This is a genomic window from Mesorhizobium sp. PUT5 (assembly GCF_052216645.1).
Classification (GTDB): domain Bacteria; phylum Pseudomonadota; class Alphaproteobacteria; order Rhizobiales; family Rhizobiaceae; genus Mesorhizobium.
The window spans coordinates 3195783-3216264 of sequence record NZ_JBQOSO010000003.1 but is presented as its reverse complement, the minus strand read 5'-3'; the positions used below and the strand labels follow the sequence as shown (position 1 = coordinate 3216264).

General features: G+C 65.4%; 26 protein-coding genes and 1 tRNA gene. 11 read left to right on the top strand and 16 right to left on the bottom strand.

Features of this window, described 5'->3' with window-relative positions; translation table 11 throughout:
* The first annotated feature begins 109 nt into the window (after positions 1–109).
* The 6 genes from dnaG to ACTDI4_RS17150 all read left to right on the top strand — a co-directional run bounded on the left by dnaG (position 110) and on the right by ACTDI4_RS17150 (position 6603).
* The gene (dnaG, locus tag ACTDI4_RS17175) at positions 110–2035 is read left to right on the top strand and encodes a DNA primase (RefSeq protein ID WP_442842297.1); all 1926 of its coding nucleotides are present in this window, start codon (positions 110–112) and stop codon (positions 2033–2035) included.
* Between the two features lie 313 nt (positions 2036–2348).
* Positions 2349–4364, top strand: a complete 2016-nt coding sequence (rpoD, locus tag ACTDI4_RS17170; RefSeq protein ID WP_442842296.1) for an RNA polymerase sigma factor RpoD — start codon at positions 2349–2351, stop codon at positions 4362–4364.
* A 209-nt stretch (positions 4365–4573) separates the two neighbouring features.
* Positions 4574–4867, top strand: coding sequence for a GYD domain-containing protein (locus ACTDI4_RS17165; RefSeq protein WP_442842295.1), 294 nt, complete (start codon positions 4574–4576; stop codon positions 4865–4867).
* Positions 4868–4994: 127 nt separating this feature from the next.
* Positions 4995–5420 carry a secondary thiamine-phosphate synthase enzyme YjbQ gene (locus tag ACTDI4_RS17160; RefSeq protein WP_442842294.1) on the top strand — a complete coding sequence of 142 codons (426 nt, stop codon included), beginning with the start codon at positions 4995–4997 and terminating at the stop codon, positions 5418–5420.
* A gap of 144 nt (positions 5421–5564) precedes the next feature.
* Positions 5565–6215, top strand: a complete 651-nt coding sequence (locus ACTDI4_RS17155) for a PadR family transcriptional regulator (protein ID WP_442842293.1) — start codon at positions 5565–5567, stop codon at positions 6213–6215.
* A gap of 94 nt (positions 6216–6309) precedes the next feature.
* Positions 6310–6603: an HlyU family transcriptional regulator gene (locus ACTDI4_RS17150; RefSeq protein WP_442842292.1), complete on the top strand. Its 294-nt coding sequence runs from the start codon at positions 6310–6312 to the stop codon at positions 6601–6603.
* Positions 6604–6630: 27 nt separating this feature from the next.
* Here ACTDI4_RS17150 and ACTDI4_RS17145 read toward each other — a convergent pair whose 3' ends face one another.
* Positions 6631–7020 carry a type II toxin-antitoxin system VapC family toxin gene (locus tag ACTDI4_RS17145; protein ID WP_442842291.1) on the bottom strand — a complete coding sequence of 130 codons (390 nt, stop codon included), beginning with the start codon at positions 7018–7020 and terminating at the stop codon, positions 6631–6633.
* Entirely contained in the window at positions 7017–7376 is a 360-nt protein-coding gene (locus ACTDI4_RS17140) for a type II toxin-antitoxin system VapB family antitoxin (protein WP_442842290.1), read from the bottom strand. Before ACTDI4_RS17140 ends, ACTDI4_RS17145 begins: the two co-directional genes overlap by 4 nt.
* Before the next feature lie 87 nt (positions 7377–7463).
* On the opposite strand from ACTDI4_RS17140, the gene ACTDI4_RS17135 reads away from it, so the two are divergent.
* Positions 7464–8330, top strand: coding sequence for an SDR family oxidoreductase (locus ACTDI4_RS17135; protein ID WP_442842289.1), 867 nt, complete (start codon positions 7464–7466; stop codon positions 8328–8330).
* 161 nt (positions 8331–8491) lie between these two features.
* On the opposite strand, the gene ACTDI4_RS17130 is transcribed toward ACTDI4_RS17135, so the two are convergent.
* Positions 8492–9682 (bottom strand): OmpA family protein, encoded by a 1191-nt coding sequence (locus ACTDI4_RS17130; protein ID WP_442842288.1) that lies wholly within the window; start codon positions 9680–9682, stop codon positions 8492–8494.
* A 21-nt stretch (positions 9683–9703) separates the two neighbouring features.
* Between ACTDI4_RS17130 and ACTDI4_RS17125 the strand changes: the two genes are divergently transcribed.
* The 3 genes from ACTDI4_RS17125 to ACTDI4_RS17115 all read left to right on the top strand — a co-directional run bounded on the left by ACTDI4_RS17125 (position 9704) and on the right by ACTDI4_RS17115 (position 11671).
* A complete protein-coding gene (locus ACTDI4_RS17125; protein ID WP_442842287.1) occupies positions 9704–10393 on the top strand; it encodes a hypothetical protein in 690 nt (229 codons plus the stop codon).
* A 296-nt stretch (positions 10394–10689) separates the two neighbouring features.
* Positions 10690–11151, top strand: coding sequence for a YcgN family cysteine cluster protein (locus ACTDI4_RS17120; protein ID WP_442842286.1), 462 nt, complete (start codon positions 10690–10692; stop codon positions 11149–11151).
* Positions 11152–11308: 157 nt separating this feature from the next.
* Positions 11309–11671 carry a hypothetical protein gene (locus ACTDI4_RS17115; protein WP_442842285.1) on the top strand — a complete coding sequence of 121 codons (363 nt, stop codon included), beginning with the start codon at positions 11309–11311 and terminating at the stop codon, positions 11669–11671.
* Positions 11672–11808: 137 nt separating this feature from the next.
* On the opposite strand, the gene ACTDI4_RS17110 is transcribed toward ACTDI4_RS17115, so the two are convergent.
* The gene (locus ACTDI4_RS17110; protein ID WP_442842284.1) at positions 11809–12540 is read right to left on the bottom strand and encodes an SIMPL domain-containing protein; all 732 of its coding nucleotides are present in this window, start codon (positions 12538–12540) and stop codon (positions 11809–11811) included.
* 132 nt (positions 12541–12672) lie between these two features.
* Between ACTDI4_RS17110 and ACTDI4_RS17105 the strand changes: the two genes are divergently transcribed.
* A tRNA-Ile gene (locus tag ACTDI4_RS17105) sits at positions 12673–12748 on the top strand.
* Between the two features lie 57 nt (positions 12749–12805).
* Here the strand turns inward: ACTDI4_RS17105 and ACTDI4_RS17100 are convergent.
* From ACTDI4_RS17100 to ACTDI4_RS17045, 12 genes are all read right to left on the bottom strand, one after another.
* On the bottom strand, positions 12806–13918 hold the full coding sequence (locus ACTDI4_RS17100) for a tyrosine-type recombinase/integrase (protein WP_442842283.1): 1113 nt from the start codon (positions 13916–13918) through the stop codon (positions 12806–12808).
* 9 nt (positions 13919–13927) lie between these two features.
* On the bottom strand, positions 13928–14176 hold the full coding sequence (locus tag ACTDI4_RS17095) for a helix-turn-helix transcriptional regulator (protein ID WP_442842282.1): 249 nt from the start codon (positions 14174–14176) through the stop codon (positions 13928–13930).
* The gene (locus ACTDI4_RS17090; RefSeq protein WP_442842281.1) at positions 14173–14409 is read right to left on the bottom strand and encodes a hypothetical protein; all 237 of its coding nucleotides are present in this window, start codon (positions 14407–14409) and stop codon (positions 14173–14175) included. Before ACTDI4_RS17090 ends, ACTDI4_RS17095 begins: the two co-directional genes overlap by 4 nt.
* Positions 14402–14599 carry a hypothetical protein gene (locus ACTDI4_RS17085; protein WP_442842280.1) on the bottom strand — a complete coding sequence of 66 codons (198 nt, stop codon included), beginning with the start codon at positions 14597–14599 and terminating at the stop codon, positions 14402–14404. Before ACTDI4_RS17085 ends, ACTDI4_RS17090 begins: the two co-directional genes overlap by 8 nt.
* Positions 14592–14879, bottom strand: coding sequence for a hypothetical protein (locus ACTDI4_RS17080; RefSeq protein WP_442842279.1), 288 nt, complete (start codon positions 14877–14879; stop codon positions 14592–14594). Before ACTDI4_RS17080 ends, ACTDI4_RS17085 begins: the two co-directional genes overlap by 8 nt.
* Positions 14880–14882: 3 nt before the next feature.
* Positions 14883–15449 (bottom strand): hypothetical protein, encoded by a 567-nt coding sequence (locus tag ACTDI4_RS17075; protein ID WP_442842278.1) that lies wholly within the window; start codon positions 15447–15449, stop codon positions 14883–14885.
* 192 nt (positions 15450–15641) lie between these two features.
* A complete protein-coding gene (locus ACTDI4_RS17070) occupies positions 15642–16577 on the bottom strand; it encodes a hypothetical protein (protein WP_442842277.1) in 936 nt (311 codons plus the stop codon).
* Complete coding sequence (locus ACTDI4_RS17065) at positions 16574–16972, bottom strand: DUF551 domain-containing protein (protein WP_442842276.1); 399 nt, start codon at positions 16970–16972, stop codon at positions 16574–16576. The genes ACTDI4_RS17070 and ACTDI4_RS17065 overlap by 4 nt, the downstream gene beginning before the upstream one ends.
* Positions 16969–17316 (bottom strand): HNH endonuclease, encoded by a 348-nt coding sequence (locus ACTDI4_RS17060; protein ID WP_442842275.1) that lies wholly within the window; start codon positions 17314–17316, stop codon positions 16969–16971. Before ACTDI4_RS17060 ends, ACTDI4_RS17065 begins: the two co-directional genes overlap by 4 nt.
* Positions 17317–17392: 76 nt before the next feature.
* Positions 17393–18127: an IS21-like element helper ATPase IstB gene (gene istB / locus ACTDI4_RS17055; protein WP_442839287.1), complete on the bottom strand. Its 735-nt coding sequence runs from the start codon at positions 18125–18127 to the stop codon at positions 17393–17395.
* Entirely contained in the window at positions 18060–19628 is a 1569-nt protein-coding gene (istA, locus tag ACTDI4_RS17050; RefSeq protein ID WP_442839288.1) for an IS21 family transposase, read from the bottom strand. The genes istB and istA overlap by 68 nt, the downstream gene beginning before the upstream one ends.
* 244 nt (positions 19629–19872) lie before the next feature.
* Positions 19873–20457 carry a hypothetical protein gene (locus ACTDI4_RS17045; RefSeq protein ID WP_442842274.1) on the bottom strand — a complete coding sequence of 195 codons (585 nt, stop codon included), beginning with the start codon at positions 20455–20457 and terminating at the stop codon, positions 19873–19875.
* Between the last annotated feature and the right edge of the window lie 25 nt (positions 20458–20482).

Here is a 20482-nt window from a genome sequence, read left to right as displayed (position 1 = left end):
CGCCATGAAGGCCCCGCCCCTGTGAAGATCGGGCATGGGCGCATGGCGGAGCGCTTTAGGAGTCGTGCCGGCGACGGGGCGTGGCTATATGAGGAAAAAAGAGTTTCCCATGCGCTTTCCGCCCGCCTTCCTCGACGAGATACGCGACCGCGTGCCGATTTCGGCCGTCATCGGCGCGCGCGTGGCCTGGGACCGCCGGAAGACCAACGCCGGCAAGGGCGACTTCTGGGGCTGCTGCCCCTTCCACGGCGAGAAGACGCCGTCTTTCCACTGCGAGGACCGCAAGGGCCGCTACCATTGCTTCGGCTGCGGCGTCTCGGGCGACCATTTCAAGTTCCTGACCGAGCTGGACGGGCTGAGCTTTCCGGAAGCCGTGGAGCGCATCGCCGACATGGCCGGCGTGCCGATGCCGGCGCGCGACGTGATGGAGGAAAAGCGCGAGCGCCAGCGCGCCAGCCTGACCGACGTGATGGAACTGGCCACCGCCTTCTTCCAGGAGCGGCTGCAATCGGCCGACGGCGCCAGGGCGCGCGCCTATCTGCGCGACCGGGGCCTCACGCCCGCCACGCAGCAGTCGTTCCGGCTTGGCTACGCGCCCGACAGCCGCAACGCGCTGAAGGAATTCCTGGCCGCGCGGGGCGTCGACAAGGACCAGATCGAAGCCTGCGGCCTGGTGGTCTTCGGCCCGGACGTGCCTGTGTCCTACGATCGCTTCCGCGACCGCATCATGTTCCCTATCCCGGATTCGCGCGGCAAGATCATCGCCTTCGGCGGGCGGGCGATGTCGCCCGAGGTCTCGGCCAAGTACCTCAATTCGCCCGAGACCGAGCTCTTCCACAAGGGCAACGTGCTCTACAATTATGCGCGCGCCCGCAAGGCCGTGGCGCGCGGCGGCACGCTGGTCGTCGTCGAAGGCTATATGGACGTGATCGCCCTGGCCCAGGCCGGCTTCGAGAATGCGGTCGCGCCGCTGGGCACGGCCCTGACCGAAAACCAGATGGAGCTTCTGTGGCGCGTGGCCGGCGAGCCGATGCTGTGCTTCGACGGCGACGGAGCCGGGCTGAAGGCGGCCTGGCGCGCCGCCGACCTCATCCTGCCGTCCATCCAGCCCGGCCGCACGGCGCGCTTTGCGCTGCTGCCCGAAGGCAAGGACCCCGACGACCTCGTCAAGGCCGATGGGGCGGACGCTTTCCGCGCCGTGCTCGACGATGCGCGGCCGCTGGCCGATCTTCTGTGGATGCGCGAGACCTCCGGCGCCGTGTTCGACACGCCGGAGCGGCGGGCGGAACTGGAAAAGACGCTGCGCGAGCTGGCGGGACACATCCGCGACGAGAGCGTGCGCTTCCACTACAATCAGGAGATGCGCGAGCGCGTGCAGAGCTTCTTCGGCGCGCAGCGCGGCCCCCGGCAACGCGGTTCCGGCTCCTCCGGCGAGCGCCGTCCCGGCGGGCAGTGGTCGCGCGGCGGCGCGCCGCAGCGCAGCGCCATCAGCGAAAGCCTCGGCCGCTCGGCGCTGGTGCGGCGCGCAGGCGAGGCGATGTCGGTGCGCGAGGCCACCCTCATGGTGGCGCTGGTCAACCACCCGGCGCTGATCGACGAGAATTTCGAGCATGTGGAGTTTCTGGACCTGGCCAATGGCGACCTGCGCAAGCTGCACGCGGCGCTGCTCGATGCGCTGGCGCATGACGAGGCCGACGACCGCGAGGCGGTGATCGGGGGGATCGAACGCGCCGGCTGCCGCGACATATGGGAGCGGGCGGTGGCGCTGGCGCGCAAGACGCGGCAATGGCCGGCGCTGGAGAACGCGGCGATCGAGGACGCGCGCGACGCCTTCGCCCAGGCGCTGCACTTGCACCGCAGCGCCCGCACCTTACATAGGGAGCTGAAGCAGGCCGAGGCCGCGCTGGCCACGGACCCGACCGATGAGAATTACCGCCATCTGGTCGAGGTGCAGGCGCAATTCCGCGACGTGCAGGCGACCGAGGCGCTTATCGAAGGCTTCGGCGTGTCGTCGGGACGGGCGGCCCGAAGCTGAGCAGGGGCCGGCGATTCGGCAATTGATTCGCTTTTTTGTCGCGAATCATGGCACAGGCGCTTGACCTTCCGCCGGATTGGCGGAATCAGGAGCGATTCGAGGTGTTAACCCCGGCCGGACATCGACGGAGAACCGATGTGGAGTGCCGGCACTGGACGGGAAGGGACGCCCGCCACAGATATCAGGGTTAATCTGGACTTAAGTGAGATGCGGTTAGTGGCTTGTCAGGTGCGTGTTCCAGCCGAACACCTCTGATTCGTCAGGATCGGCAGCGAAGCGGCCATATGGAAGGGCCGTCTGGAGAAGACAAAGAATGGCGACAAAGGAAAAGGAAGAGGTCGAGAACGAACGCGAGGGCACGACCGACGGCCCGCTGCTCGACCTTTCCGACGATGCTGTCAAGAAGATGATCAAGGCCGCCAAGAAGCGCGGCTACGTGACCATGGACGAGCTGAACTCGGTGCTGCCTTCGGAGGAAGTGACCTCCGAGCAGATCGAGGACACCATGGCCATGCTTTCCGACATGGGCATCAATGTCGTCGAGGACGACGAGCAGAGCGACGACAGTGACGGCGACGGCAACGATGGCGAGGAAGAAGCCAACGAGCTTGCCGAGCAGACCGGCACCGCGGTGGCCGCCGTCGCCAAGAAGGAGCCGACGGACCGCACCGACGACCCCGTGCGCATGTATCTGCGCGAGATGGGCTCGGTGGAGCTTCTGTCGCGCGAGGGCGAGATCGCGATCGCCAAGCGCATCGAGGCCGGCCGCGAGACCATGATCGCGGGCCTGTGCGAATCCCCGCTCACCTTCCAGGCCATCATCATCTGGCGCGAGGAGCTGAACGAGGCCAAGATCCTGCTGCGCGAGATCATCGACCTGGAGGCCACCTATGCCGGCCCCGAGGCCAAGCAGGCGCCGGTGGTCGAGCGCGTCGAGGAAGACGCCAAGGCCAAGGCCGACGAGAAGCCGCGCCGCGGCTCGCGCGAAGACGACGACATCACCAATGTCGGCGGCGAGACGCGTACGGACGACGACGAGGAAGACGAGGACGAGGCCAACCTGTCGCTCGCGGCCATGGAGGCCGAGCTTCGCCCCCAGGTGATGGAGACGCTGGACGTCATCGCCGACACCTACAAGAAGCTGCGCAAGCTGCAGGACCAGCAGGTGGAGAACCGGCTGGCGGCGGCCGGCACGCTGTCGCCCAGCCAGGACCGCCGCCTGAAGGAGCTGAAGGACCAACTCATCACGGCCGTGAAGTCGCTGTCGCTCAACCAGGCGCGCATCGAGGCGCTGGTCGAGCAGCTCTACGACATCAACAAGCGCCTGGTGCAGAACGAGGGCAAGTTGTTGCGGCTCGCCGAAAGCTATGGCGTACGGCGCGAGGAGTTCCTGCGCGAATACCAGGGTTCCGAGCTGGACCCCAACTGGATCGGCTCCATCGCCACGCTGACCACGCGCGGCTGGAAGGAATTTTCCGCGCGCGAGCAGCGCGCGATCCAGGACCTGCGCACCGAGATCCAGAACCTGGCCACCGAGACCGCCATCTCCATTGCCGAGTTCCGCAAGATCGTGAACCAGGTGCAGAAGGGCGAGCGCGAGGCGGCCATCGCCAAGAAGGAGATGGTGGAGGCCAACCTGCGCCTCGTCATCTCCATCGCCAAGAAGTACACCAACCGCGGCCTGCAGTTCCTTGATCTCATTCAGGAAGGCAATATCGGCCTGATGAAGGCGGTCGACAAGTTCGAGTACCGGCGCGGCTACAAGTTCTCGACCTACGCCACATGGTGGATCAGGCAGGCGATCACCCGCTCGATCGCCGACCAGGCCCGCACCATCCGCATCCCCGTGCACATGATCGAGACGATCAACAAGATCGTGCGCACCTCGCGCCAGATGCTGCACGAGATCGGCCGCGAGCCGACGCCGGAGGAACTGGCGGAGAAGCTCGCCATGCCGCTGGAGAAGGTGCGCAAGGTGCTCAAGATCGCCAAGGAGCCGATCTCCCTGGAGACGCCGGTGGGCGACGAGGAGGACAGCCACCTGGGCGATTTCATCGAGGACAAGATGGCCATCCTGCCGATCGACGCCGCGATCCAGGCCAATCTGCGCGAGACGACGACGCGCGTGCTGGCCTCGCTGACGCCGCGCGAGGAGCGCGTGCTGCGCATGCGCTTCGGCATCGGCATGAACACCGACCACACGCTGGAGGAAGTCGGCCAGCAGTTCTCGGTGACGCGCGAGCGCATCCGCCAGATTGAGGCCAAGGCGCTGCGCAAGCTCAAGCACCCCAGCCGGTCGCGCAAGCTGCGCAGCTTCCTCGACAGCTAAGCCGCCGCATGAAAGACGTTTCGGAAAACCCGGCTTCGGCCGGGTTTTTTGTCGGCCGGAGCATTTCTCTCCTCGTCATTCCCGGGCCGGCGCCCGCCCATGGCGTTTGCGGCCCGCGAGGTTCATAATCGCCGCGGCGGTTGGGCATTGAAGCCGGCGCCGCGCGTGGCGGTTTTGATCCGCGTCACGGCACCGGAGGGAGGTGAGACGTGACCACATACATCATGCTTCTGAACTGGACCGACATGGGCATCAAGAATGTGCGGGAGTCGCCCAAGCGTCTCGATCTGGCGCGCAAACAGCTTGCCGACATGGGCGGCGCCTTCAAGGAATTCTACCTCACCATGGGCGACCACGACATGGTGGCCATCTGCGAGGCCCCCGACGATGCGGTCGCGGCGCGTTTCGCCTTGCAGATCGGCATGGGCGGCAATGTGCGCTCGCGCACGCTCAAGGCGTTCCCCGAGAGCGCCTATCGCGAGGTGATCGCTTCGCTGGGCTGAAGGCGAGGCCGGCGGCGTGCTGGCGGATCGATTCAACGCGCCGCCCTATGTCGTTGATCTTCAAGGCAAGCCGGCCGGCTTCCGATTGCGCGGTTGCGCGCGCCATTCCGGCCGGATACGCTTTGCCATGGCCGGCATCCAGACGCTTCTTTCCCTGCAGACCGGCGGCGCCGGGCTTTACGAGTTCACCGACCGGGCGGAGGCCTTCGTCCAGGGAGCGGGCATCGAGACCGGCCTTCTGACCCTGTTCGTGCGCCACACCTCCTGCTCGCTGCTGATCCAGGAAAACGCCGACCCCGACGTCAAGCGCGATCTCGACGCCTTCTTCGGCCGCCTGGTGCCGCCGGCCGACGATCCGGCCATGGACTATCTGGTGCATCGCCTGGAAGGGCCGGACGACATGCCGGCACACATCAAGGCCGCCCTGACGGCGACTTCGCTGTCGGTGCCGGTCACCGGCGGCCGCCTGGCGCTCGGCACCTGGCAGGGCATCTACCTGTTCGAGCATCGCAGCCGCCCGCACCGGCGCGAGATCGTGTTGCACCTCGCCTGACGGGCGAGGCTTCCGGACGGCTCGTCTCGTCTTCGCACCGGCGCCCGCTCAAAAAACTGCGATGCATCGTAAGATATATCTTGAATTCGTTCCTCGGCAGGCGCAATTAAGATACATCTTACGATATAACGAAAGGAATATCCCATGCGTGAACGACATCATGATCATGAACGGGCCGAGCGCGCCTTCTGGTTCATGGCCGGCCGTGGCGGCATGCGCGGCGGTTTCGGCGGCGGCTCCGGCATGCGCGGCGGCGGCCGCGGCGGGGCGCGCGACATGCTGCGCGCCGGGCGCCTGTTCGGCGACGGCGACCTCAAGCTGATCGTGCTGGCCCTTCTGGAAGAGGCGCCCCGCCACGGATACGACGTCATCAAGGCGCTGGAGGAGCGCTCCAGCGGCGTCTACAGCGCGAGCCCCGGCGTGGTCTATCCGACGCTGACCTTCCTGGAGGAGGCCGGCCATGCCGTCTCGGTGGCGGAGGGAAGCCGCAAGGTGTTTTCCATCACCGAGGCGGGGCGGGCTCTCCTGGAGGAGAACCGCCATGCGGTGGCGCGCCTCTTCGAGCATCTCGAGCGTTTCGGCCGCAAGATGGCCCGGGCGCGCGAATGGTTCGGCTGGGAGGAGGAGGACAAGCCCGCACGGCCCGGCCGGGATGCCGTGGACCTGCGCGCGATGCGCCGGCGGCTGCGGGCCGCGCTAGCCGAGGTGCTCGACATGCCCAAGGACAAGCAGGCCGAGGCGCTTGCCATACTGGAGCGCGCCGCCGGGGAGCTGGAGGCGCTGGGGCGGGGCTGAAACGTGGCGCTTGCCCGATCGCGCGCAGGCCGGTACTGACAAGCGTCCCTGCCCTATATGAAAGGGCGAGGACGCCAGTCGGAGGAGGTCGCTCATGTCTTTCCTGAAACGTCTGTTCGGCGGCGGCTCGTCCGAGGCGCAGGAGCCGGGCTCTGCCGCGCCCGCCAAGAAGGTGGAGCACAACGGCTTCACCATCGCCGCCACGCCCTACAAGGAAGGCGGCCAGTACCAGACCTGCGGCGTTGTCTCCAAGGAGATCGACGGCGTGGTGAAGGAGCACCGCTTCATCCGCGCCGACCGCTTCGCGGGCCTGGACGACGCCGTCGAGGTGTCGATCAAGAAGGGCATGCAGCTCGTAGACGAGCAGGGCGAGCAGATTTTCAGGTAGGCTGCGGCGGGTGCCCGGGACCTGAAGTCAGGCCGCGGCCTCTATGTCGGTCAACCGGAAGTCCTCGCCCTTGAACAAGAGCGGCATAGCTTCCAGCCGCGCCGTGGCGTAGGCGATGCAGTCGCCGAAATTGAGCGCCGCCGGGTGCCGCCCCTTGCCGTAGCGCAGGAAGGCTTCGCGGGCGACGGCTGCGTGGTCCGCGGCGAAAGGGATGGCGCGGATCGCCGCCGTCTGCATATAGGCATCGAGCCGTCGCAACCCCTCGTCGCCGTAAAGGCTTGAGATGACCATGGCCGTTTCGAGCAGGCCGGGTGCGGCCATCGCCTTGAGCGGCGCTGTGGCGATCAGATGATTGAAACGCCCGGCTTCCGGCTCGAGCCTGAAAATGGCGACGATGGCCGACGAATCGATGATCATCGTGACGGCTTCATCGAGGCAGGAAGTTCCGGCACGCCGAGCGCGTCGTAGCCGAGCACCTCGTCTTCGCCCAGGTCAGACTGCATCGGCAGTTGCGCGGCTTCCCGCGCAATCGCCATGAGTTGCGCCTCCAATGCTCCGGCCTGCTGCGGCACCAGCCTTTCGCGCGCGACTTCGCGCTGAAGGCTCTGGCGTATCGCTTCGGTCACCGACACGCGGCGGCGGCGGGCAAGCTCGCGTGCCAGCTCTTCAACTTCCACGTTCTTGATCGAAAGCGCCACTATATACACCTCAATTTTTTGTATAATATAGCAGGTAATGCGCGCCGAGGCCAGCATCGCCGGCACACCCCGCATCACCCTCCCGCCTGCCTTGCCTTGCTTGCATCCGGCCGGCGGGGCGGGCAAGGATCGGGGCTGACCGCAACACGAGGCCCCGGGAAAATGTCGCTTCAGAAAAAAACCCTGTTCATCTCCGGCGGGTCGCGCGGCATCGGGCTGGCGATCGCGTTGCGCGCGGCGCGCGACGGCGCCAACGTCACCATCGCGGCCAAGACCGCCGAGCCGCATCCGAAGCTGCCCGGCACCATCTACACGGCGGCGCAGGCGATCGAGGAGGCCGGGGGCAGGGCGCTGCCGGTCGTCTGCGACATACGCGAGGAGGAGCAGGTGGCCGCGGCGGTGGCCGCCACGGCGGAGAAGTTCGGCGGCATCGACATCTGCATCAACAATGCCAGCGCCATCCAGCTCACCGGCACGCTGGACACCGACATGAAGCGCTTCGACCTGATGCACCAGATCAGCGCGCGCGGCACCTTTCTCGTCTCGAAAACGTGCATTCCGCACCTGAAGGCGGCCGCCAACCCGCACATCCTGAATCTGGCGCCGCCGCTCGACATGAAGGCCAAGTGGTTCAAGGGCCACGTCGCCTACACCATGGCCAAGTTCGGGATGTCGATGTGCACCCTTGGCATGAGCGCGGAATTCGCCGCCGACGGCATCGCCGTCAACTCGCTTTGGCCGCTGACGGCGATCGACACGGCCGCGGTGCGCAACCTGCTGGGCGGGGCGGGCGTCGCCGCCATGAGCCGCTCGCCCGAGATCATGGCCGACGCCGCCCACGCCATCCTGACCCGGCCGGCGCGCGCGACCACCGGCAATTTCTTCATCGACGAGGAGGTGCTGCGCGAAGAGGGCGTGACCGACTTCTCGCGCTATGCGCCGGGCGCCAAGGGGCCGCTCGCCGGCGATTTTTTCGTCCCGGACGAGGTGTTCGCGCGCACCGACACGAAAGTTACGGGGCTGTTCTAAAGGCCGGCGATAAAAAGACCCGGCCGGGGAGAACCCCGACCGGGCCTCTTGTCCCGCCGGAGACGGGACGGGGCAGGGAACCCCACGCTAAATCTGGGGCCGGCAGGCCGCGGAGTCAATGACAAGCTGATTCGCGACCCCGCCCGGCCTGCCATGGCGCGTCAGCGCGCGCTCACCGCCGGCGCCACCAGCGGCGTGATGCGGCGGATGGCGACGCGCCGGTTCTGCCGCTCGGGCGCCTGCGTGCTCACCTTCAGGTAGCGCTCGCCGTAGCCCTGGGTGGTCAGGTTCTCCGGCGGAATATCGAACATGTCGGTGAGCGCTTCGGCCACCGCCTCGGCGCGCCGGTCGGAAAGCGCCAGATTGGCGGTGTCCGAGCCGACGGCGTCGGTGTGGCCCTCGATCAGGAACATTTCGGCCGGGTTCTTCTCCAGCAGGCGCTCCATCGCGTCGGCCACGCCCTCCAGCTTTTCGGCCTCGCCCTGCGAGATGGTCGCCGAGCCGAAGTCGAAGTTCAGCGTGTCGAGGTCGACGCGGCGGGCGATGTCGCGCACGCGGGCAGAGCGCTTGACCTCGTCGATCGAGTAGAGGCGCTGCACCCGCTCCACCGGCGGCTGCTCGAGGAAGTCGTAATAGTCGTCCGGCCCGTGCGCTTCCTCCGCGTCGAAGATGTAGCGGTCGCGCGGGATGGTGAGCCGGAGCGGCGGCAGGTCGTCACCGGGATCGCGCCAATCGCGCACGTCGCCGTAATAGCGCTCGTCGACATAGTTCAGCACATATTCGCGTCCGTCCGGCGTGATGCGCGAGCGGCGGATAACGTCGCCGTTGCGGTTGCGGATGGTGACGACGCGCACGCCGTTGTCGCGCTCGATGGTTTCGCGGACCTGGCCGCGCGGCAGGTCCTCGTAATAGACATCCTTGGAGCGGTAGCGCAGGCGTTGCCGGTCGTCGCTCTCCACCATCGTCTGGTTGTTGAACTGCAGGATGACGCGGTTGCCGATCTCCTTCAGCACGTCCGCGCCTTCAGGGCGCGGACGCCGGGCGATGTCCTCGTTGGGCGCCCGGTCGAGCCGTTTGCCCTTCTCCTGCGTGACGGGCTGGATCTTCTCCGGCTGGATGGCCTGCTGCGCGGCCCTGTCGTCGGTGGGCGGCGGCCCCTGCTCGGCGGCCGCGGCCGGAGGCTGCGCCGGCTGCTGGCCCTGCGCGCCGGCTTCGGCCGGCTTTCTGCGCTGCCGTTCGCCGCCTTCGCCGCGCGCCGGCCTCTGCAGGTCCTTCTGGCTGTCGAGGATGGGCGCCTCGCCGCCCTGCTGTGCCTCGGCGGGCTGCTGCCGCTGGGGCGGCGTCGGCGCCACTTCGGGCGCCTGCTGCTCGCCTTGCTGCTGTTCGCGCTGCTTGCGGCGCTGCTCGCGCTTCTGTTCGGCATCGGAAGCCGGCTGCTCCGGCGCGGGCGCGGTCTGCTCGGCCTCGGGCTTGGGCCGCGGCGCCTGCTGCTCGCCTTGCTGTTGTTCCTGTTGCTGCTGTTCGCGCTGCTTGCGGCGCTGCTCGCGCTTCTGTTCGGCATCCGAAGCCGGCTGCTCCGGCGCGGGCGCCGCCTGCTCAGCCTCGGGTTGGCGCTGCGGCGCCTGCTGTTCGCCTTGCTGCTGTTCCTGTTGCCGCTGTTCGCGCTGTTTGCGGCGCTGCTCGCGCTTCTGCCCGGAATCGGAAGCCGGCTGCTCCGGCGCGGGTGCCGCCTGCTCGGCCTCGGGCTGGCGCTGCGGCGCCTGCTGCTCGCCTTGCTGTTGTTCCTGTTGCCGCTGTTCGCGCTGTTTGCGGCGCTGCTCGCGCTTCTGTCCGGAATCGGAAGCTGGCTGCTCCGGCGCGGGCGCGGCCTGCTCGGCTTCGGGCTGGCGCTGCGGCGCCTGCTGCTCGCCCTGCTGCTGTTGCTGGCGCTGCTGCTCGCGCTGCTTGCGGCGCTGCTCGCGTTCGTTGGGCACCGCGCAATCCTCGCCCTGGCATTCGGCCTGGGCCAGGATGACGGCTCGTGCCGCTTCGCCCTGCGCGGCCTGGGCCGCGCCCGCGAATGAAAAGGCGCCCAGCGGGGCGGAGGCGACCAGCAGGCCGAGGGCCGTTCCGGCTGCGATCCTTGGTTGAAATTTCATGCGATCTCTCCTTCTCGCGTCCTTCCGATCCACAATTGCCGTCCCCCGGGGATGGTTCCGGAATGGTGGCGATAGCGGGGCTCCCCGGCTATTGGCGGGCAAGGAACGGGCGCTCGGCGGGCATTTCGATGGCGAGATCGTGTCCGCCAGGCGCATTCGGCCTTCCGCTCCGTCGTCCCGGCCGCTTGACCTTGGGGCCGCGGCGATCCACATGGCCTGTCATGGATGCGCCTGTGCAAGACCCGCCCTTCTGGAAAACCAAGACGCTGGAAGAGATGAGCCCGGCCGAGTGGGAATCGCTGTGCGACGGCTGCGGCAAATGCTGCCTGTCGAAGCTGGAGGACGAGGACACCGGCGACATCTACTGGACCAGCGTGGCCTGCCGGCTGTTCGATGCCGGTACCTGCCGCTGCAAGGATTATGCAAACCGGCTGGCCGTGGTGTCCGACTGCGTAGGGCTGACGCCGCAGAACGTGCGCACCATTTCCTGGCTGCCCGCCACCTGCGCCTACCGGCTGGTCGCCGAAGGCCACGACCTCTACTGGTGGCACCGGCTGGTTTCCGGCAGCGCCGAGACCGTGCACGAGGCCGGCATTTCCATTCGGGGCAGGGTGCGGGCGAGCGAGGCCGAGCTTGCCGAGCCGGAAGACTATTTCGAGTATGTGCTGGACGAGGAGCCCTGAGCCGGGCGGCGGGGGATCGGCCGGGACACCGGCCGGAACCGGTGCGCGCCGATGAACCGGGCATGAACGGCCGATTCGCGAAAGGTTCACTTCCGCGGCGCTAGGGTGCGACCATCGCTACGGCGACAAGCTTCCTGCCCCCGCTTAGGAGAACAAAATGCTCGACATGATCCGCAAAGCCGCCCTTTCCGCCGCCGTCGGCTTCGGCGCGCTGGCCGCCGTTCCCGCCGCGGCGCAGGCCGACGGCATCTACCTGAATTTCGGCGACCGGCCCGATGCCCGCTTCGGCGTCTATGCCGGCAGCCGCGACCACGGCATGCGCGACTGGCGCCGCGACCGCGACTGGCGCCGCTCCTGCTCGCCGGACCGCGCGCTGGACAAGGCCGAGCGCATGGGGCTGCGGCGCGCCCGCGTCGTCGATGTCGGCCGCAACACCATCAAGGTGGCGGGCCTCAAATACAACTCGCGCGTGGTGGTGGTGTTCGGCCGCGACCGGAACTGTCCCATCGTCTACCGCTGAGATTCAAGGGCTGCGATTGCCTCCGGCTGCAGACGCCTTGCTACCGGCTCTACCTGAGGACAAAACCCCCGCGGGAGCGATCCCTGCGGGGGTTTTTCCTTGCCGGCGGCCGGGCCGGGCCCGGCCGAAGGGGTGGGTCACTTCAACTCGAAGGTGACATTGACCTGCACGTGATAGGTGTTCTCGCCGGGCTGCACGGGCACCTTGCCGGCGGCGGCGTCGAAGGTGCGGGCGGCCGCCATCGGCATGGGCATGGGGCGGAAGTTCTGGTCGCTGATCTCCAGCACCTTGCCGACGCCGGCGCCGGCGGCCTCCGCCAGGGTCTTGGCCTTGGCGATGGCGTCGGCCACCGCCTTCTTGCGGGCTTCCGTCATGGCCGCGGCCGGGTCTTCGTTGGTGAAGGAGATGCCGCCGCCCTGGTTGACGCCGAGCGACACGGACTTGTCGAGGATCTCGCCGGTCTTGTCGATGTCGCGCACCCTGACCGACAGTGTGTTGGACACCTGGTAGGCAACGAGTTCGGCCGTCTGCGTGCCGTCGGGCTTGTCGGAATAGGTGTAGCGCGGGCTGATCTGGATGCCGGCCGTCTGCAGGTCGCGGTCGGCGATGCCGGCCGCCTTCATGGCGGCGATGACGGCGGCCATGGCGTCGTTGTTGGCGTCGAGCGCCTCGCGGGCGGTCTTGGCCTCGCGCATGACCGAAAGCGTCAGCACCGCCACGTCCGGGACCAGCGTGGCCTCGCCCTCTCCGGACACGAGGATGCGGGGCGAGACCCGCGAATCGGCGGCCGAGGCGACGGCGGGAAGGGCGGCGGCAGCGGCCGCGATGGCAAGGACGACAAGGGGTTTGGTCACAAGGGGCTTGGTCATGAAAATCTCCGTTTCTGCGATCCCGTCAGGTTTCGCCTATGGCGCGAATATGGGCTCAATTGGGCGATCTTGTCTCGCCTTGCGCGAAAGCCTTGTGAACTTTGCGGAAAAACACTAAGCAGCCCGCATGTGGGGCCTGTAGCTCAATGGTTAGAGCCGGCGGCTCATAACCGCTTGGTTGGGGGTTCGAGTCCCTCCGGGCCCACCATTTATCCTTTAAAATCAGATACTTACAATCTGGTTCGCCACGAGGTTCGCCATTCGGTTAGCCACGGCGTCGTCTGACCAGTTTCGTGACCTTATCCATGCCTTCCGTAGCCAGCAGCGCCTGCTCTGCCTCGCGCGAATAGAGTTCGGCATGCTCGATATCGTCATGGCCGAGGATTTTCATAAGCTGCCTGGTCGATGCACCGCCCTCCGCGAGCATCTTGCCAAGGGTTTTGCGCAAGCCGTGCAAGGTGTGGCCCTTGCCGATCTTGGCGGTCGAAGTCCAATCGGCCATGCGTCCGGTGATTGATTTCGCGGAAAACGGCTCGCCATACTGTGTGACGAGGACCGTCTCACCACGACGCGGCGTAGCCTCCAGCACATCCTCCAGCATCGGCGTGATGGGCACGAACACCTCGGCGCCGCCCTTTTCCTGCGTCACCAAGAAGCCGTCAACATTGCGGGTCGTCTCTCCTTGCTGGACATGGCGTGTGCAACGCTGGTCCCATCGGAGGGTAACGATATCACTGCGGCGATTTCCCAGCCAAAGCGCAAGCGCATAGGTAAGGCGCGGTGTGGTGCCGACAGGCCATCGCCGCTCAAAAGCCTCCATGGCTTCTGGGGTCCAGGCTTTCCAGCCGACATATTCAGGCCGCCATTTCAGCTTGTATGACGGATCGACATCGATCCATTCCTCATCGAGGGCGGCGTAGATCATCTTCCTGATCGCCACCAGCAGATGCTTTGCTTTGTGCGGCGTGCTGGAATGGGTGGCGATGATGTCCTTGAGATGCCGGCGACGCATGTCCTTGACCGGCACGTCGCGCCATAGGAACGGATTGTCAGGCACGACGCGCGAAAGCAAGAAGCCTTCTGCCAATTTGGCGTTCTTGGTTTTCGTGGCGACGTCGTAGGCCTTCCATTCTGCGGATTGCATGACGCGCTTCCATGCCGCGCCAAACGTTTCCGGCAAGGATGCACCCGGCATCGCAACCACGGAGGCCTTCTTTGGCGGCGCTCGCCCTTCTATCGCTGCGCGGTACGCCGCCTCAAAATCGCTCTCGCCGGGACAACCAGGTAGGCTGATCGTCTTTCCATTGCGCCGAAACCGCCATCTTTCCGTGCCGTGGCGATCCTTATACGATGAGGCATATGGGTGTTCGGCGGTCATGTCGGCACGTTACGCCGCGCGGTTTCGACCTGACAATAGACGGTCTAAGACATTTCCACCGTCATCCGGCAAATCGGTAAAGGCCGCATCGAGCGCGATACGGTCCCAAACCGTCCTGCCGTCTACGCGCTTCGGCTTCGGCATCCGGCCATCCTTGACCATCTCATCGAATTTGGTCGAACCTACGCCCACGTATCGGGCCGCCTCATCGCGCGACAGGCCCCGGGGGGCATATGCGATCGGGTCGGCCCTCGTCATTCCCGCTCTCCGGTGAGGTTAGCGGCGAGTTTCAGACTGCGTAGGATGCCGATACACGCATCTAGTGTGTCCGCGTCGAGCACTAGCCCTTGGCTGTCCAGATACAGGCTTTCAATAGTGCGAATGCACAGGTCTACAGTCTGGTCGCGTACGTCAGCTACGATTTTCAGCGCCTCGCCGCGCAACAGCGCTTCGCGCATGATCACCCGCACCGCCTCCTTGCTCTCAGTCATCGGCGGGCTCCAGGGCGGCGCGGCCGGCAGGTAACACCACCCATTCCCATGCTTTACGGTCGAATTCGATCAGGCCAAGCCGCTTGAGCTTCGTGCGAGCCTGATCCCTGGCCCTGTCACTGCTGCCATATTTCGGATCGCGGATCAGCCGTTTGATCTCGTCGTGCAAGTCCATCGCCAGCTTAGCCATGCTTCACCTCCATGGCGCGGATGGCGGAAGCGATGCGACTTGGTTCTATCAACGCCTGCGTCTTTTCCAGTTTGCGCCCGCCGCCAACGTGGTGAACAAAATTCAAAGAGTCTGCTTTCGAAGCCGCCCGTTCCAGCGTCGGCCCATGGTTCTCGTCGCAGTGGAGGATGGTGTAGCCGGCGGCGTTGAGGGCATCGATTACACGCTCTGTTCTGGTGCTGATGCTGACGTCGTAGTGCGCATCGAACAGCGCATCAAAGATGATTTTGCGCGCGTCCATATCTCACTCCTTCATGCTGGCGAGGGCGGCGCGGGCTACGATACGGCCCACGAGGCCGGGGAGCATCGATTTCACCAGCGCGGCATCGTTCCAGCCGTCGGGCAACTCCAACTCTCTTGCGAGCCATTCACCCTCGCTGCGGGCGCCATCCATCCATCGGCCATCTCGCTCGATGCCGATATGGTAGGCGTTCCAGACATTTTCGGTGACATGCTCACGCAACGCCTCTTTCAGCCGCGTCACCTCCGCTGCGAGGCGGTCGCGGTCGGCTTCAGCCTTCACCAAATCATCGGAAAAGCTGGCCGCGTCACGGCAGGCATTCAAATATTCGCCCTTCCACCTGTCGCGCTCGGCTTCGGCTGCTTCGGCGCTGACTGTGTGGAGGTTGCGGGACGATATAACTTTGCTATCAGCAATTTTCTGTAGCTGATCCCGCTCCTTCGTCAGCGTCTCCACCTGCTCTTGGAGGCTGGCGGCTATGTCAGCGCGGATGTATTCGACAGTGCCCGGTAGGTTTTCCCGGTACATGTGCCATGTGAAGGCCCAAATCCGTTCGGGGGCATCAACCATGGCTGGCCACCCGTGCGTCTTTGCCTTCCGGCTTGTCTGTGGATCGCGCCACTCGGCTCCGCATTCCGACATCGTGGCCACTGTCTCCGGCACACAGAGGGCAAGCCGTCGAGCGCGGCTTATAACCGGCCAGATGTATGCAGTCGAAACCGCACTCAGGGCATTCATAATAGGTAAAATCAGGTTGGTCGCTCATTCCCCATCCCTCCCGGCCCGAGCGGCGGCGAGCACCACCTCGACGCCCCATGAGTTCAGTTCGCAGGCATCGTCGTGCGTGTAGTTCGACGGGTTGATCTCGGGAAAGCGGTCGATAATTTCTCTTGGCACCAGCACGTAGCCACCCCCCACCGGCATGTGGTTGGCGGCGAGGGCGGAACGCACGTAGTCGAGTTCGGCGGCTGCTACGGCGGCAATGTCGTCTTTGGCAAGCGCCCGGATCAGACTGGCGCAGCTTACCAGTGCGTCATCGATGCGCTGCCAATCTGCGGCCGCCGCATCCGTCACAGCGGGGGCGGGGGCAATGGCGAGGGCTGGTTCGTAAGTCGCCTCGAAAATGTCAGGCTTGCAGGGATAGAGTTCGCCCTTGACGCCCTGAATGATCCAATCGCCCCACGACACAAGATGCAATCCTTCGAGCGTGACGATCTGGAGCAGATCAGGTAGCGGCGCATCCATATCGACGCGCTGGAGCGTGCCAGCCTCGTTACGTGCGCCGTTCCAAGCCCGATGCAACCAGTTTGGCCAATCCGAATTGTCCATCCGGTGCGCTTCGGTCATCTGGAATGCTTCGATCACCACCGGTTTCTTGCGATACTGGCCTTCGCTCGCTTCCGTCACCTGCGCCGGATTGGCGGGCTGCGGGGAGGCGTAGAGGGGGCGGAACCCGCCCTCCGCCAACGGCAGACGCATGCCATATTGTTCTGGCGTCAGAATGCTCGACGGGGTGTCAATGTTCTGCCACGCCACCGCCTCTACCTGTGCAGCAGGAGAGGCGGATAGGGATTCGATGGCTGCGTCGATCTGCTTGATGACAGCCTGGCTCTCCTTGCGGTCTGCGTTCGGGAAACTCGCCATCCATTCCAGAATGTCGGCCTTCGCGTCTACCAGCGCCTTGTGTTCGGGGGTCATGCCGTGGCCCTCCGATCTGGAGCGGAGGAGAGAGGCATCCAGTGGGTGAGGGCGTCGAACTCGACCTCCGCCACATCTGCGAATAGGTCGTCGGCATAGCGCCAATAGCCGGATTCGCCCACCTCAGCGGCGACTTGGTCGTTATACAATTCGTAGTAGATAACTTCCGGCCACTCGTAACCAGCCTCCCAGACCTGTATCTTGGTCCCATCCTTCGGCGCCGTCTCAATCGGCTGCCATCCGCCACTGGCGGGGAGAGCGGAGAGATATGCTTCGATAATAGAAGCGACGACTTCTCGCCGTTCGTGTTCGGCCAGGCCGGAGCATCCGCCTTCGCTGTAACAGCCAAGCGCAGCTTCCAGCGCGCGTTCGTCCAGTTCGGTAGGTTTGGTCATGAGCGGGCGTCCTTCTGAGCGTAGAGCAGCCGGCGCGACGTGAAGTCGAGCTTCGGCGCTGGCTTGGGAGATTTTGGCGGTGAGGGGATTTTCTGCTTCGGCTTCGGCTTGAGGCCGAGCACGGACTTGGCGACAGCCCGCACCTGGGCGCGTTCGGTGGCCTCACCAGCGGTCTTTTGGACATGGCAGGCGACACAGGCGATTTGCAGGTTCGTTTCCGAGTGCTTGCCTCCGTCCGCCAACGGCGTCTTGTGGTCAAAATGCTTGATTGTCAATGACCGTGGAATCGGGACCCTGTATTTTCGTGCAAAAGGGACCCCGGTTTTGGGGTTGATGAAGGGCACGGCGGTTAGCGCCCGATCAGGCGAAGCTGGTCGGGGTTGCACAGCCTGATCGGGTGCGGTTCGTTGGTTTTTGGCTTTAGCTTTGAGAGCGGCTCTTGAAGCGCCAGGATTCGTTTCCGGTCTCGACGATCTCGCAGTGATGCGTCAGGCGATCGAGCAGCGCAGTGGTCATCTTGGCGTCGCCGAAGACGGTGGGCCATTCGCCGAACGCCAGATTGGTGGTGATGATGACGCTGGTGCGCTCGTAGAGTTTCGAGACGAGATGGAAGAGCAACTGCCCGCCGGCCTGGGCGAAGGGCAGATAGCCCAGTTCATCGAGCACGACGAAGTCGAGCCGGGTCAGGTGATCGGCAATGCGCCCCTGGCGGCCGGCACGGGTCTCGGTCTCCAGCCTGTTGACCAGGTCGACGACATTGAAGAAGCGGCCGCGCGCGCCGTTGCGGATAAGCGCCCGGGCAATGGCGATGGCTAGATGGGATTTGCCCGTGCCGGTGCCGCCGACCAGGACGACGTTACGCTGATCGGCGACAAAGGCTCCGCCGGCAAGATCGCGGATCAGGCTCTCGTTGACGGGCGTGCCGGTGAAGTCGAAGTCATCGACGTCCTTGGCCAATGGCAGCTTGGCGACGGTGAGCTGGTATTTGATGGAGCGGGCCTGCTTCTCCGATATCTCGGCCTGCAGCAGATCGCCGACGATCTTCGGAGGTTCGTGCTGCCGCTTGATGGCGACGCCCATGATCTCGTCATAGGCTGATCGCATCCCGTAGAGCTTCAGCGTGCCCATCAGTTCCAGAACCTCGGTGCGTTCCATGATTATCTGCTCTCCTTAGACGGTCATAGCGGGCGCAGTCGGCGATCGGCTCGTGAGCCAGCTTCAGCGCCTGGGGAATGGAAAGGATCGTGCCCGGCGCCGGGTCGCGGCGGCGGGCCAGGATGTTGAGGATCACCGCCGCCGACGAGACGCCGTGATCGAGCGCCTCCTGACAGGCCGCCTCGACCGCGTTCAATCCGTCGCTCAGCACACAGGTGAGGATCGACACCATCTGCCGGTCGCCGTCATCGGCGGCCTTGAGCTTGCGGCGCACCTTCTCCATGGCCGACGGCAGAACCCAATTCTTGAACGGTGCGCCGTTGCGCAGTCCACCGGGCTTGCGGGCCAGCACCGGGACGTAATGCCAAGGGTCGTAGATCACCTCGTTGCGGCCGAAGCAGCGGGCATGTTCGCCCACGACCACGCCGTCCTGGCGGATGACGATCCGATCGGCATAGGCATGGATCTCGACCGGCCGGCCGACGGCGCTCGACAGCACCGAGTATTTGTTGTTGTCGAAGCGCACCGTGCAGGTCTTCGACACCGAGGCGGGAATGCAGTGGAAGCCGTCGAAGCGCCCGGCATAGGGGATGAAGCTGCCGCGCTCCTCCTCGAACACCTCCCAGATCGTGCGGCCGTCCTGTTCGGGGTGCCGGTGCGCCTTGGCGTAGGAGACGCATTTGTCGGCCAGCCAGCCGTTCAGGTCCTCCAGCGTCTTGAAGCGCAGCCGCGGCGTGAAGAAGCGCTCGCGCACCAGCCCGACCTGGTTCTCGACCTGGCCCTTCTCCCAACCCGACGCCGGCGTGCAAGCTTCCGGTTCGACAAGGTAATGTCCGCACATCTGCGCGAAGCGGCGGTTGTAGCGGCGATCCTTGCCGATGAAGATCGCGTCCACCGCCGTCTTCATGTTGTCGTAGATGCCGCGCGTGCAGGTTCCGCGGAAGAAGGCGAAGGCCCGATCATGGGCGTCGAACACCATCTCCTGCGTCTCGCGCGGATACGCCCGAACAAAGAACATGCGGCTATGACAGAGCCGCATGTGCGCCACCTTCACCGTAACCGTCACGCCGTCCAGCAGGACGACCTCGTGACTCCAGTCGAACTGATAGGCTTCGCCGGGCGCAAAGCTCAGCGGGATATAGGCCTCGGCCGCGGCGCTGCCGCGTTGCTCTTCCCAATCCTGCGCATGCCGCCACACTGAGCTGTAGCTGCCGTCATAGCCGAGGCCGCGAAGCTCCTCGAAGATCCGGATCAGCGTCAGCCGTTCCCGCTGCGGCTTCGCTGCATTCGCCGACAGGAGCCCGTCCAGCTTCTCGCGCCAGGCCCCCATGCGAGGATAGGACTGATGCTTGCGCTCGTACCGGAACTCCGTCTCGTCCGAGCGCAGCACCTTGCGGACCACTTTCCGCGAGATCTTCAGCTCCCGGCAGATCGCCTTGATCGACTTCCCCTGCACCAGCGACAGCCGGCGTATCTTTGCAATCGTCTCCACAACCAACATCCAAAACACAAATGCCTCCGATCAAACCGGAGGCACTTTGATGACCCCACGTTAAGGGGTCCCGTTTGGACGAAAATTACCCCTCAAACAGGGTCCTCATTCCACGAAAAATCACAGCGATCTGCGGCTGATGCGGGCCGCCGGCAACGCCTGAGCGCCCGGCAACGCCTAAGCGCCCGGCTTCGGGCAAGCGCCGGGCCGGAAAGGGAAATCCGCTTGCGGACTGTTCCGACGCCCGGCAGAGCTAGTGGATCGTGGGGTGGCCGGCCGCGCCATCTTCAGCCCAAATATCTTCTGCCTCGCGCTCTTCGGCCCCGCTCTCTTCGCCATGCCGGGCGCGATCGAGGATGCGGGCGACCACATGGGCGGGAATGGGCAGCATCGTCTGGCCCAGGAATTTGAGGGTCAGGGCGAACGTGCCGGCAGCCATGGCGGCATTGTCGCACAGCGGCCGGCGGCACAGCTTCCTGAGGCACAAATCGATGGCGGGATCGTCGCCGTTCTGGATACCGGCGATCAGACCCATCACCAGCGTCTCGTCCCGGCAGATATTGCATGAGCCGACATTGAAGACGCGCAGCGGACAGATGGCGCACCGGCTCAATGTCGTGACGAAATGGGCGAGGGCGACGATGGCCGTTTCACCGTCCTTGTTGCCGAGCAGGGCGCGATAGAGAAGCTGCGCCTGCGTCCACGGCTCGGTCGAACGCAACACGGTGCCGCGGGTCCAGTGGCGGTAGCCTTCCAGCACCAGCCTTTCGGGAGGTCGATCGAAATAGGCCGTCTGGCCCGCCTCGTGCCCCGCGGCACCGTTTCTCTTGTCCGGCATTCCTTGAACTCCGGAATCGCGCCGA